This window comes from Pseudoalteromonas sp. NZS100 (assembly GCF_015864815.1).
GTDB classification, from domain to species: Bacteria; Pseudomonadota; Gammaproteobacteria; order Enterobacterales; family Alteromonadaceae; genus Pseudoalteromonas; species Pseudoalteromonas distincta.
This window is the reverse complement of sequence record NZ_JADYWM010000007.1, coordinates 20,652-34,861: the sequence shown is the minus strand read 5'-3', so window position 1 is coordinate 34,861 and position 14,210 is coordinate 20,652. Positions and strand designations below refer to the sequence as shown.

The 14,210-nt window shown below is 40.1% G+C and carries 8 protein-coding genes; 2 read left to right on the top strand and 6 right to left on the bottom strand.

The genetic code is table 11. The features are described from left to right. Positions 1 to 67: 67 nt before the first annotated feature. Entirely contained in the window at positions 68 to 3,220 is a 3,153-nt protein-coding gene (locus tag I6E69_RS09065) for a DUF3427 domain-containing protein (protein WP_197121090.1), read from the bottom strand. A 1,091-nt stretch (positions 3,221 to 4,311) separates the two neighbouring features. On the opposite strand from I6E69_RS09065, the gene I6E69_RS09060 reads away from it, so the two are divergent. After that, positions 4,312 to 5,148: a hypothetical protein gene (locus tag I6E69_RS09060; protein ID WP_197121089.1), complete on the top strand. Its 837-nt coding sequence runs from the start codon at positions 4,312 to 4,314 to the stop codon at positions 5,146 to 5,148. A 1,002-nt stretch (positions 5,149 to 6,150) separates the two neighbouring features. After that, complete coding sequence (locus I6E69_RS09055; protein WP_197121088.1) at positions 6,151 to 7,245, top strand: Fic family protein; 1,095 nt, start codon at positions 6,151 to 6,153, stop codon at positions 7,243 to 7,245. A gap of 175 nt (positions 7,246 to 7,420) precedes the next feature. Here the strand turns inward: I6E69_RS09055 and I6E69_RS09050 are convergent, their stop codons facing one another. From I6E69_RS09050 to I6E69_RS09030, 5 genes are all read right to left on the bottom strand, one after another. Next, positions 7,421 to 7,846, bottom strand: a complete 426-nt coding sequence (locus tag I6E69_RS09050) for a DUF86 domain-containing protein (RefSeq protein ID WP_033037879.1) — start codon at positions 7,844 to 7,846, stop codon at positions 7,421 to 7,423. After that, positions 7,839 to 8,228 (bottom strand): nucleotidyltransferase domain-containing protein, encoded by a 390-nt coding sequence (locus I6E69_RS09045; protein ID WP_002962075.1) that lies wholly within the window; start codon positions 8,226 to 8,228, stop codon positions 7,839 to 7,841. The genes I6E69_RS09050 and I6E69_RS09045 overlap by 8 nt, the downstream gene beginning before the upstream one ends. Positions 8,229 to 8,903: 675 nt before the next feature. Next, on the bottom strand, positions 8,904 to 10,403 hold the full coding sequence (locus tag I6E69_RS09040; RefSeq protein ID WP_197121087.1) for a DUF2235 domain-containing protein: 1,500 nt from the start codon (positions 10,401 to 10,403) through the stop codon (positions 8,904 to 8,906). 117 nt (positions 10,404 to 10,520) lie between these two features. Further along, a complete protein-coding gene (locus I6E69_RS09035; RefSeq protein ID WP_197121086.1) occupies positions 10,521 to 12,611 on the bottom strand; it encodes a cupric reductase in 2,091 nt (696 codons plus the stop codon). Between the two features lie 137 nt (positions 12,612 to 12,748). Further along, the gene (locus I6E69_RS09030) at positions 12,749 to 14,053 is read right to left on the bottom strand and encodes an NAD(P)/FAD-dependent oxidoreductase (protein WP_002962796.1); all 1,305 of its coding nucleotides are present in this window, start codon (positions 14,051 to 14,053) and stop codon (positions 12,749 to 12,751) included. Positions 14,054 to 14,210: the final 157 nt, after the last annotated feature.

Genomic DNA, 14,210 nt, shown 5'->3' with positions numbered 1-14,210 from the left:
ATTGGGTGGTGTGCTATCAGAACTTTTAAAATGATGAAAGTTGATAATTAAATAGTCACATAAAATACTACCCAACTGCTAACTTCCCAGCCTCATGCCACATTTCACTTGGCATGGGGCTGGTTAATTTCCACGTTATATTTATTGGCTGACTGCCGTTGTGGCTTTGGTATTTTACCTCGCCGTAGTTTACAAAACCCATAGTTCGGCCATTTTCGTCTTTGCCTTGTTCGCGCACAAATAACAAGATGGTTTTGCCTGTTTGCTGGTGCTGAATATAACTAAGGCCACGGCCGTGTTCTGGGCGGGCGCTGTTTTGCGTTTGCCAGTGGAACAGGGTAGGGCTGATTGCGTAGTCGTGATACAGCGTGGTGGGTGAATATGTTTTTTCGCACTTGTTGAGCGTTACAAATAACAGCTCTAGGTTTTGGTTTTTAAATTCTAAAACGCCTTCGCGGGCGGTCGATTTTTTATCAAACGAGTGCGCCCCAAATGCTGCGAGTATTTGTTGGCGTGTGTAGCGGCTGTGTAATTTAATTGCGTGGTTTGGTAGGCACGCTAAATCGCTTTCTTGCTGGTGAATACGGTTTATTAATAGCGTAATTACTTGAGCAAGTTCCTGCTGTAGCTCTTTGTGTTTAAGTGCTTGTAAGCTTTGTTCGAGCGTTTTAAAGCCTAAACTTGTGCCTGTGTTATCCCAAAAGTTGTAATGCACCATAAGCGCGTACTGTTGGTTTTGCGCTGTTGGCGTAAAGCTAAAGTCGTTATTACATAAATCACGTAAAAAGCATAAATAACTGATTGAGTCGCAGCCGAGTAATTGAGTGTTTATGGCGCGGTAATATGCGGCGTAAATATCGGCTTGTTCTACTGGAATTTCATCGCCTTTAAGCCAATGCCAGCCGCCGAGCTTTTTGTCTTTTGGTTTGTAAATATCTTCAAGAGTAACTTGTGGGTTTATGCGCAAAAAGTTACTTAGCGTAAGCGCGTCGTTAGTGTGTTGCGAATAGCTATTTATAAGTTGTTGTAAACGGCGTTTAGAGTTTATAGCTTGCTGAATATTTTTTAGAATTGTTTGTTGTGTGCGCTTTTGTAGCTCAATACGACAACCCAGCGGTAAATGCGGGAAGTTGTTTTCAATCTCGGTTTTTATCGGTTGGTTGCTTTTACCAATGAGTGCGCGAAATTTACTGGCAAAGTCGTATTCTGGGCGAGCATTACCTACAAAGTCGAGCACGGTACAGCATTGCTTTTGGCTGTTGTCGGGTAAACGCAAACCACGGCCTAGTTGCTGTAAAAACAGAGTTAGGCTTTCAGTTGGGCGTAAAAACAGTAAAGTATCAACTTCTGGAATATCGACCCCTTCGTTAAAAATATCAACCACGCAAAGTATTTGTATTTCGCCTTGGCGTAGTGCTTGCTGTTTAGCCGCGCGCTCATTGGTGTTTTTGCTGGTGAGTACATCGGCGTTTATGCCTGCTAAGTTAAACTTTTTAGCCATAAATTCTGCGTGTTTTTGGCTTACGCAAAACGCGAGTGCTTTAATGGCGTGAACATTGGTAACTATATCAGCAAGGCTCGATATAATTTTGTTAGCGCGGCTGTTCTCCCCTGTATAAAGGTTACTTAGCTCACTTATATCGTAACGGCCGCCTCGCCATGTTATTTGGCTTAGGTCGGTGTCGTCATCCAATCCAAAGTATTGAAATGGGCATAAGTGGCGTTGATTTATTGCCTCTGGTAAGCGAATTTCAGCGGCTATTACGCCGCAAAAATCATCCAATATATTTGCGTCATCTTGTCGCTCTGGTGTGGCGGTGAGGCCAAGTAATATTGTGGGCGTAAAGTGGTTTAAAACATCGCGATAACTTTCAGCGCTTACGTGGTGTACTTCGTCTATCACTATGTAGTCGTAGTAATCGTGAGTTAAATTGAGCGATTCAATTTGGCTGTTCAGCGTTTGGATTGATGCAAATAATTGGTTGTAGCGTTGTGGTTTGTAGTTACCTACCCACAACTCACCAAAGTCGTTATTTTTAAGCACGCCACGGTAAGCGCTTTGCGCTTGTTTTAGTATTTCTTCGCGGTGGGCTACAAACAAAAAGTGTGCGTTTGGGTTTTTATCGTAAACAGTTTTAAAGTCGAACGCCGATATTATGGTTTTACCTGTGCCGGTTGCAGCAACTACTAAGTTTTTAAAACGATTATGTACGCTGCGCTCAGCACTTAGCTTTTCTAAAATAGCGAGCTGATGCGTTTTTGGTGTTATATCAAAATAAAACTGGCTGCTTGATTGCCCAACACCGCGTTGTTCGTTAAGTGAATTAATGAGCTTTTCTTTACACTCAACAGCGCCTGTAAATAGCTCGAAGTCTTTTGATTCCCAGTAGGTTTCAAAGGTACTTTTAGTTTTAGCTATGATGTGTGGGATTTCTTGTGCGGTAATTTTTAAGTTCCATTCAAGGCCGCTGGTAAGCGCCGAATGCGATAAGTTAGACGAGCCAATATAGCCTGTATGAAAACCCGTATTGCGCATAAATAAGTATGATTTAGCGTGTAGACGTTCTTGCTGATTATTATAACTTAGCTTTACTTCGGTATTTGGTAGGTTTGCTAAAAACTCAACGGCTTTAGCATCCGTTGCGCCCATGTACGAAGTAGTAATAACTTTGAGTTTATTACCGCTTTTAGTAAACGCTTCAAGCTCATTTTTAAAAATGCGCAGCCCCGTCCATTTTATAAATGAGACCAGCCAGTAAATAGTGTCGGACGATTTAATCTCGCGCTTTAGCTCGGTTTCAAGCGATATACCTGCATTAGCACCGCTAAATAATTCGCTTTGTGTAAGGCCTGTGAGTGGGAATATATCGCTTGAGTAATCTTTAAGGTTGGCCGCAATAGGGTTTTGGGTATTAAATAGCGCGGTAAGTATTCGGCCTTGGCTGTCGATAAGATTTTCGTTGATTAGTTCGTCATCACGAATGTGATCTTTAAGCCAAAGTACAAGGTTGTTGGCAAGGTCAATTTGTTCTTCTAAGCGCTTTTTTGAATTAGGGATTGCATCAATCGCATGTTCAACAAGCTTACCTAAAAAGCGTGAAAGCCATGTTGCGGCTTCGGCCGTTTCAAGCTGGCGCTCACCTACATAAAATTGATCACGATTTAAGTTTTGCTTAATTACTTGCGTAATTAACTGCTCGTAAATACCAATTTGCTGCATTAAAACCACTCCCTGTTTGCGAGTAGTTAGTTTACTTAAATACGGTACAGCTACAAGTAATAATCGACTAAGTTACTAGTAATTAAGTACAAACGTGTGAGTTAAGTATTAGCCGAGAGAGTAATCAAATGATGATGCTAAGAAATTCCCCCCTTCAACTTCACCTGAGAACACATAATTAATGAGTAATTACCTCGCATGGATTCGAGGAAAGGGATGCTTGCACATGGATGTGCGTTCATCGCGTTTACGTTCATATTAATTATTTGTTTAAGGATAAGTGAAATTGAGGGGCGCCGTGGGGTTCCAAGGGGCGGTCGGCGGTATCCGCCCCTTGGTTGCCATCGCCAACGCGATATTTGTAAATTATTTTAAAAGCTTAGCTTTTCGCGCGAGCAAGCTGAGCGCCTACAGCAAACTTTAAGGCCGCTGCTAAGAAAGTTCCCCCGTGATCACATCCGAAATTTAATTAATGATGAGTAATTAACAGCATGGATGCTGTTAAAAGCGTAGCTTTGCAGCTTGAGGAAGTGGAAGCTTGGATGCTGACAGGAACCCGACTTCAGGGATGAATTATTAGCAGCAGAGCTTATTTGAAGAAAGCCGCCCCTTGGTTGCCATCACCAATGCGATATTTGTAAATTCAATTTAAAAGCTTCGCTTTTCGCGCGAGCAAGCTGAGCGCCTACAGCAAATTTTAAAAACGCTGCTAAGAAAGTTCCCCCGTGATCACACCCGAAATTAAATTAATGATGAGTAATTAACAGCATGGATGCTGTTAAAAGCGTAGCTTGGCCATGGATGGCCTATCTACGCTAGTTACGTTCATATCATTAATTTAAATTGAGGAATTAGTGTGATTCTCGGGGCGCCGTGGGTGACGAATGACCAAAGCGTAGCTTTGCAGCTTGAGGAAGTGGAAGCATGGATGCTGACAGGAACCCGACTTCAGGGATGAATTATTAGCAGCAGAGCTTATTTGAAGAAAACCGCCCTTTGGTTGCCATCGCCAACGCGATAATTAGGTATGTATTATTCTAGAAACATAGATATGATTGAAATATAGAAAAATTAATTTAAGGGATTAAAGAATGAACTTATCTGATGTAGTAGTAGAAACTCTGAACGACTTTAAAAAGAATACAGGAATTCTGTTACCGGTAACAAAATTTATTGTAAGTAATACTTTGCTTTTGGGTGTGCTATTAGTGCTTCCATTTAAAGTGTTGTTTTGGATATACCAAATAGGTTATTTATCCACGTTTGGCATAAACTACGAGCTGCTTACAAGGAGTAGTGTTAGCGCTCAAGGCTTGTGGGGAGAGTTATTTACGTCATTTATTGACGCATTTGGACAGCTAATATCACTTTTTTTATTCGGATTTTTTATAATTTTTATCTATGGTTCTATTAAAAGCTATTATTTATTGCACAAGAAATTAAAGCTATTTAGATTTAAGCCGAAAATTACCAATCAAGAGTTTAAAGTTATTATTAAAAGAAAAAATCCATATTTTAGAAAGTTTAAAGTATGGTGTTATATCGGCGCTAATAGATTTAAAAATACATTTCTATTTGCTTATGCCTCATATTTTATGTCAGCACTTTTTCTTATCGTCTTTATTTTGTTTTGTGTCTTCGCTAATTATATTCATGGTCGGGGGCAAGAACGTTCCGAATCTAGATTGAATAAATTTCTAGTGGAAAGCTTATGTAACGATGGTTGGGGGCAGTCTGGTTGTTATAAAGTAACTAAAGGCAGTGATGTTTTTGAAGGGAACTTGATAGCTATGAATGATAAGAGTATCTATTTTATTACTAAAAGTGAGCTATTAATATTACCTAGAGATAAGGATGTCATTATATCAAGAAGCTTGATTAAGAAAGCAAAAAAAAATGATGATGAAAAGGCAGATGAAAACTCCTGATTAGCCATTTAAGTTACTCAAATTATGTATAAATTTAATATACCTAACTCTAAGTCCATCGACAAATTTAGCTTAAACGCTACAGCTAAGACATCCCCCCGTGATCACACCCGAAATTTAATTAATGATGAGTAATTAACAGCATGGATGCTGTTAAAAGCGTAGCTTGGCCAAGGATGGCCTATCTACGCTGGTTACATTCATATTATTAATTTAAATTGAGGAAATAGTGTGATCCTCGGGGCGTCGAGAGATTCCAAAGAGAAGTCGGCGCTTGTCTTTCTTTGGTTGCCATCGCCAACGCGATATAAAGAAATTATTTTAAAAGCTACGCTTTTCGCGTGAGCAAGCTGAGCGCCTACAGCAAATTTTAAGGCCGCTGCTAAGAACGTTCCCCCTTCAACTTCACCTGCAAGCACATAATTAATGAGTAATTACCTCGCATGGATTCGAGGAAAGCGATGCTTGCACATGGATGTGCTTTCATCGCGTTTACGTTCATATTAATTTAGTGTTTAAAGATAAGTGAAATTGTGGGGCGCCGTGGGTGACGAATGACCAAAGCGTAGCTTTGCAGCTTGAGGAAGTGGAAGCATGGATGCTGACAGGAACCCGGCTTCAAGGATGAATTATTAGCAGCAGAGCTTATTTGAAGAAAGCCGCCCCTTGGTTGCCATCGCCAATGCGATATAAGTAATTTACTTTAAAAGCTTCGCTTTTCGCGCGAGCAAGCTTCGCGCCTACAGGTGTTGAGCTTGGCCTTATTTAAAAGCCAAAGCGCGATATAAAATCGCACCTACGCTTTTGTTAAGAGCGGTGTTTGCATTAATGTAGGTGAGGTTTTATACCTCGCTTAAAAATACATTTTTTATCACAGGAAAATGAATTATTGTTCTGTTTAACGCTTAAAAGTAATGAGGCAATTAACTCTTCTATTCGCCTCATTGCATGAGGCAAATAAATAACATAGACTGAAGCTAATTACCTTTAGGACTAAAGACTATGTGGATATGGCAACAGCAAAACTGGCCTAACTTTACGTGGGATGATGCGGTGCTTGCTCCTTTACTAAGGGAGCTTTCATATAATCAAGGTTTATTAGTAGGGCGTATGGGCGTGCAAAGTGCTCAACAAAAGCAGCAGGCCCTTGATACCTTACTTGCAAATATTATTCACTCCAGTGCGATTGAGGGCGAAAAGCTTAATGCATTTTCGGTTCGCTCTTCTCTTGCTAAAAAGCTCAATATTAATGAGCAACCTTACCCAACAACAGTGCAAAGCGATAATCTTGCAGAGATTATGCTTGATGCAATAAATAACACAGACTCACCGCTTAATTTAGAGCGAGTGCTTAATTGGCATCGCTTATTGTTTGCAGGTGAGCAAAGCTTATTTACTAAAATTGAGGGCGGGCAATTGCGTGGTGACGAGCCAATGCAAGTGGTATCGGGGCGCTTAGATAAACCGGTATTACATTTTACGGCGCCTCTTAAAGAGCGAGTAAATAAAGAGCTTTCGTTATTTTTTAACTGGTTTAACAAAACGCAAAACGAACCTCAAATAGATCCTTTTATTCGGGCAGCTATCGCACACTTATGGTTTGTAACAATACATCCACTTGAGGATGGTAATGGGCGTATTACACGCCTTATAACCGACCTGGCATTAGCGCAAGAACATGCTGAGTCAATTCGGTTTTACGCTATGTCGGTGGCTATTTTAGAAGACAGAAAAAGCTACTACGAGGTGCTTGAGGCCACTCAACGTGGAGATCTTTGTATTACCCAATGGGTTAAATGGTTTTTATGTACGCTTAATAATGCGATACACCATACGCTTAATAATATTGAGCAAACAATTTTTAAAACCAATTACTGGGCAAGTAAAGATCAAACAAAGTTAGGTGAGCAGCAAGTAAAAGTGCTTAATAAGTTACTTGATGGCCAATTTGAACAGGGTATTAGTGCGAGTCAGTACCAAAAGGTAGCTAAGGTTAGCCGTGCAACCGCAACACGCCATTTATCGGACTTGCAAACGCTTGGGTTTTTAACAAAAACCGCCGCAGGCGGGCGTAGTACACGTTACAAAATTGCCTAATGAGGCAATTACACATATTGTTTGCCTCATTGTGTGAGGCGAATAGGTGTTTTAAATTGTTACAGGTGAGGTTTTATACCTCGCTTAATGTTTTTATAAAGCCAAAGCGCGATGTAAAATCGCACCTACGGTTTTGTTCAGTGTAGTGGTTTAATTATTGTAGGTGAGGTTTTATCTATGAATCTTTGTTTAGCTCTGTAATCGCTTTAATACTAAATGCGTGCATAGTTATGTAGTGTTGCTTTTTAATGATTGTTTTAACGATACTTTGGTCAATATTTAAGTAATCGTGAACAAGAGCATTTCGTAAGCCTATAATTTTACGCCATGACAGTAGTTCTGCCTCGCTCAAAAAGCCTAAATTAGTAAGTTCGCTAAATGTTTGATAGGCGTTGCTACTGGTACTACTTTTGTGCTGCTTTAGCCAATGCTTTGATAAACCAATACACACCTCGGTCATTAACTGTAGTAATCGCTCTGCAGCTCGGTAGTCTCTACTATTAAGTGAATCGATTTGACTGAGTTCGTCGAGTTCTTGCATATATTCGTCAATATGGCGTGTTACTTCACTTAAATAAAGTGTAATTCCGGTATCAGTCATGTTTACTCGCTATGGTTTCAAATTCGAACTGGCTATATATACGCTGCTGCTCTTTCATCGCTCTAACACTATTATTGCTTATAATTATTTTTCCATATTCAATAACGTTGAAAGCTAAATAACTTGGAATAATATTTATATCAACAATCGAAATAAGTTGTTCGTTAAGATTAAGTGCATTACTTATTTCAAGCTCAAGCTCTTTTGGCCTAAGGCGCTTATCGAACGATTCCAGATCAAAGTTTTTAAATGCTATGGCTAAGTCAATGTCACTATGAGGCTGAGCTGTCCCTTTTGCATGGGAGCCATATAGCCAAACTACATCAATGTCGGTGTTTTGATGTAAATACTCAATTATTTTTTGTATAACTTCATTTGCCACGAAAAAGTAACCATTGATAAAAACAGTAATAATAACCTATCAGTTTTATAGTGAACATTAAAACTGATATTTGTTTTATTTAATTTAAAAGCTTCGCTTTTCGCGCGAGCAAGCTGTGCGCCTACAGGTGTTTAGGCGGGCTTTGTGGTGTTTGAATTATTGTAGGTGAGGTTTTATACCTCGCATGGTGTTTTTTATAATGCCAAAGCGCGATGTAAAATCGCACCTACGGGTTTGTTGAGTGTGGTGTTTGAGCTGTTGTAGGTGAGGTTTTATACCTCGCATGGTGTTTTTATAAAGCCAAAGCGCGATGTAAAATCGCACCTACGGGTTTGTTCAGTGCAGTGGTTTAATTGTTGTAGGTGAGGTTTTATACCTCGCATGGTGTTTTTATAAGAGCAAAGCGCGATGTAAAATCGCACCTACGGTTTAAAAGCTTCGCTTTTCGCGCGAGCAAGCTTTGCGCCTACAGGAGTTTAGGCGGGCTTTGTAGCGTTGATTGGGAGTTATGAGCCGTTACTAAAGAACAAAGCGCGATGTAAAATCGCACCTACGGGTTTGTTGAGTGTGGTGTTTGAGTTGTTGTAGGTGAGGTTTTATACCTCGCATGGTGTTTTTATAAAGCCAAAGCGCGATGTAAATTCCAGCCTACAATTTAAAAGCCTCGGTTTCCTCTTATTCCAACCGCGTTACTTTCACTTTTATTTTTCCGGCATTAGCGCCATAAAAGCGGCTTAGGTCGTTTGCGAATGGGCAAAACTCGCCAGATTTATCCATTTTAATGTCGGCGCCGTTGGCTATTTCAAAAAGGTGGTCGTCGTTTTTATTTATAGCACCAATGAGTGAAAACCATTGTGCACGAGGAAATCGTCTAAATGGTTCAAGCACAGCCATGGGGATTTCTTTTACGCCAAGTTGTACGTTATCGCGGTTCCAGCCTAATGGCGTGCACTTTATGCCATCGTCAAACCAATATTGATTTGGGTATGGGGTAAAGCGGTACGTAGCGCCTTGCTCTAGCATAAGGCCGGTTGTGTTGTATTGCTCTGAGGCAAATACCATTACATCTTGGCTTTGGTTAATGCTCAGCACATTCATGTTTTGATTAGCCAGTTCTATATGTTGGCTTAAACCAATAAAGCTAAGTGTGGTGTTGTCGTTATAGCTAATTTTGTAATGCAGTTTTTTTAGCGATTCTGGGCGGTAACTGGTTAGCTTATTAATGCGTTCGGCTACGCTGTAGTGCACTAAAGGCTTAAGGTTGCTGGCTTCGTCATCAATTAATACATAGCACTGCCTATCTACTAATTTAAAAAATGGGTTAAACCAAAAGTAATTTTGTTGATGGCTTAATGCGAGCGGATCGGGCGTTACGGTTACGTCATCTTGTGCTACTAAGTTGCTATCGGGGAGTAGGTTTTCGTAATCTATATCGTGGCTAGTGAGTAACGATATATTAAGCGGTTGTTCTATTAACCACTCAAGTGCGTAGCGCAAGCAAATATCGGCTAGGCCATCGCGGTAGTAACCGCCGCCAATGTCTGAATGCGCTCCTGCAAACCATAGCTCGGTAATATTGCTTTGATGGTTCATGAGTGTGGGTTCAAACGCACGGCGTTTTTCGTCAAGGGCTACGCAGTGCAGCGCGTGAGTAATGTTGTTGGCAATGGTGTGGTTTTCAAAAATAACGTGCTCTGCGCCGCGTGTAGCTTTACTTACTTTTGATAAGCCAATAGAGGCGACAGTATCAAACACACATACGTAAACATTATCAGCAATTAAAGGCTCTAGGATTTTAGCAAAACGTCTGGCAAGCGCAGCGCCTCGGCTAAAGCCCGTTAGCAGTATGGTATCACCTATTAGGTAGTGAGCTTTAAAGTCGCTTAACGCTTGATTTAAAATACTGGCTACGTCGTCACCACGAGGTGCAAGGGTTTGGTTTAAAATGCGTTTAAGGCGGCTGCCTTTAGTGCCAATACCTTGATAATAAAAACTGAGTTGGTTAGCAAAAGGAGTAATGGAGGAGTCTTCTAATTTACCGCCAAGCAGTAAATGCAATTTTAGAATGTTGGTAATATTAGAGTCTTCTTTAAAATGCTCTGAGCTAAATTGCTCTGCATCACGGGGCTCGTTTCCTGTGCCGTCAAAATTAAAAATTAGCGTTTTACCCGTCATAACCCAATTTCCTTAGTTGTTTTAAATACTCTACACAGACAATGTTAAATATTAAAGACAATATTTTGGTTAGTAACAAATACGCCAACTAATTTGTTGGCGTATTAAAAGTGCGGGTTATAGGTTATTAAAAGTATAGTGATTTAGCTGCGTGCCCTCTGCGGGTTTTAATGCGGGGTTTAACTTAATTAATTGCTCGTAAACCTCAGGATAAAACGTTTTTAATCGTGCTGCGCGAGAAAGGTGATTCGGTTCAATTTTTTCAACAAGCTGTAAGGCTAAAGGAATCATTGGGCTTAACTCCCCTTTGGTATAGCTTTGCTCAAGCGCTAAGTCGAGTATATCTACGCCTAATTTTTCTGAATCAGCGGGTATTTTATTATCAATTAGAAATTGTACTACCTCGACAGAAGACGATGCAGCTTGTACATAAACGTCGCGCCCATACGTATCGGTAATCGAAAAATCAAAACCAGCTTGTTTAAGCTTTTGCCATTGACTAAGAGGAAAACGACTTAATCTTGCTAAATCACTCGGTGGCTTAGGTTCAACTCGGCTTTGCCAGATCGCTATAAAGTCATGAGGCTCTAATAGTAGGAATGAAAAAAGTGTATCGGTTTCTGTTTGAGTTAATGGTTTACTAAGGCTGTACTCATAAGCTTTTTGGTAATCTTTTTTAGACAAATATTGGCTGAACGCGCTATGACTTCTATCGTTTGAAAGCTGATTACTTAGTATACTCCACCAGTAATTAACTAATACGGGGTCTTGTTCTTGTAAAACATATTCGAAGTTATTACCGTGCTCTTTTTTTACCTCTAGCACCGTATTATATGCTCGCATAGTAGAGTGTAATTGTTCAGTAGCGCTTAGCTGCTGCTGTAATAGTTCACAGTTTTGTCTTTTATTATCTAGATCTTCCTTTTGTTGCTTCAAATCTACTAAAAAACGTGCAACATCAGAATTATCGGGCTCACTCACTTGGGGCAATGTGGCGTTGTCTATTTTACCAATAGGGTTAAAGTAAGCATATTGCTCAGGGTTTTCCTGGCCATTAATATAGGCGCCTTGCTGGTAAATAAAATCACTTACAAAAGAAACGCCTTTGCTATTTAGAGCGTCACTAGCATTGCCGATATGAGCTTTATAGCCCTGATCTGTAAGGTAGTTTAACATTTGAGTATGCTTTGCATCTAAAGGGGCTAGCGTTAAGTTACCACTTTTAGGCAGGCTTACTATTGCAACATCTAAACCCGTAAATAAGCCTGGCTGATTGGTTGGTGTTACGCCTAGTTGCTGCAGTGCTTTTACAAGCGGTAAATTAAACTGGCTTACGGCAATATCAGCCATGTTATATAAAACAGAATTTTCTTCGTACAGCGGCATAGCATCCAGTGCCGGCACCTGCTTCATAAGCGCAAAAATATACTCATTAGGAATGTTGTTTTTAATCGCAGTAGCTACTTCATTTACTGTAAATTGATTAGATGAAATTGCCTGCTCAAACTCTTTTGGCGTAAATTTATTTGCATTAAGCACAAATAATGTAGCCGGGGAAATAACCTCACTGCCTTCAAGTTTAATAAACGTTTTAGAGTAAGTGGTAAATGTATCTGTGTTGTTTAATAAAGCATAAAGGGTTTCTTTTTGTACATTTTCATCAAGGGGTACACTCAGAGTAAGTCCTGGAGGGCTATGCTTATTATCTCCAAGCTGTTGAATCATTTCTTTTACTTTATCATTGGTGAAGCCTTTAATTGCCTCAATGCCTTGCCAATTAGCTAATTCGTTTAAAGAGCTAGTAATATTAAGCTGCTGTTTTTGCTCAGTAACTATGGCATCTCTTAAAAAGGCAATGTATTGACGCTTATTGATTTCTGATAGGTTTGCATACTTTAAAATCGTAGGGACCGACGTCCCTTTTTTAAGCTCACTCACAAAAAATGAAACAAGCGATTGGTTTAAATTATTTATTTTTATGTGTTGTTGCTGTGATTGATCTCTGCAAAGGCGAATATCTTTTTTTAGATCTGTGACTATTCGTAGCGGGGTGCCTTCTGCAGGCTGCTTTTTATTAACTAAGTTAGGCTCAGTGGCATTTGGTGTAGCCACGTTGGGCTGCTCTACAGCGGCTGTGTTAGGCTGGGTTTTAAATAGATATACTGCCAAAGCCGCTATAATTATAAGTCCGAGAAGTAGCTTTTTCATAACCGCCAATCCTTTGATGTTATTAAAATATTCTCACATCGTACTACTTTAGGTACGCAAAGTGCAAAAAAGCTTTAAGAGATAATACTTATTAACTCTTAAAGCTTTTTTGTGGTTTTGTGAGCGTACTTAATTTTTTAGTGCAACTTCATTTTAGGGCGCACTACACGCAGCACTTTTTCGCTTATCCATAATGCAAAGGTTTTTGCGCTACCGTGTATGGCGCGTTGGTGCATACGGTATAAAGATATATACATAAAGCGGGCAATTTTACCTTCAATAAAAAAGGTATTGCTGGTTAGGTTGCCCATTAAATTACCCACAGTGCTGTAGCTTGATAAGTTAACCAACGAGCCATGGTCGCTGTATTTAAAGCCGCGTAGTGGTTGCTGCTTTAGCGTTGCGATTAGATTTTTTTCGACGCACTGCGCCATTTGATGCGCCGATTGTGCACGAGGTGGTACTTGCTTGCCATCGGCTTGGGTAAATGCGCAGCAATCGCCTAATACAAAAATGCTTTCGTCTACGGTGCTTTGTAAAAACTCGTTTACTTGAATTTGGTTGCTACGCGTCAGCTCAAAAATACCTAAGTCTTTAATAAAATCAGGTGCTTTTACGCCTGCTGCCCACACCATAATATCGGCATCAATGTGTTCTTCGTCTTTGGTGATAAAGCCTTGTGCGGTGCCTTCTTTTACTTGTGTTTGCTCGCGCACGTTTACGCCAAGTTTTAATAGCTCACGTTTAGCACTTACGGCAATACGCTCTGGTAATGCTGGTAAAATACGTGGTCCGGCTTCTATTAAATGTATATGCAAACGCTTAGACGACATATTTGTTAAGCCATAAAGCTTTAATAGCTCAGACACATGGTAAAGCTCAGCTGAGAGTTCAACACCCGTAGCACCGCCGCCTACAATGGCAATATTAAGTGATTGCTGTTGGTTGTCGTCTTGGTGAAGGCGTGTAAAACTATCTAGTAATGAATGCTGAAAGCGCTCTGCTTGTTGGTTTGAGTCTAAAAAGTAGCAGTGATCTTTTATACCTGGGGTATTAAAGTCGTTACTTACGCTGCCAATGGCAATTACTAGGTGGTCGTAGCGCACGGTGCGCTCGGGTAAAATTGTGTGGCCTAGCTCGTCTAAAAGTGGTGCAAGGGTAACTGTTTTATTGCTTTGATCTATATTGCAAAAAGTACCAAGTTGAAAGTTATAGTGGTGTTTTGCAGCATGGGCTGAATACACAACGCCATCTAAATCGGGGTCAATAGAGCCTGTCGCTACTTCGTGCAGTAACGGCTTCCATATGTGGGTACGGTTTTTGTCTATTAGTAGAATTTCAGCTTGTTTTTTCTTTCCTAATTTATGACCTAATTGCGTTGCGAGTTCTAATCCGCCAGCACCACCGCCAATAACGACGATTTTAGGTGTAGTAATATTCATAACGTTGCCCTCAAAAATAATATACCCAAGTGATCTGTATTTTTATTAGTTTTTTAAGATGACTTGGGTATCAATAAATTATTTTGGCAACAAGCAGTTACTACTCATTTTATAGTGCTCTAGTTTGCGCTTAAATAAAGGTGATGTCAGCAAAAAA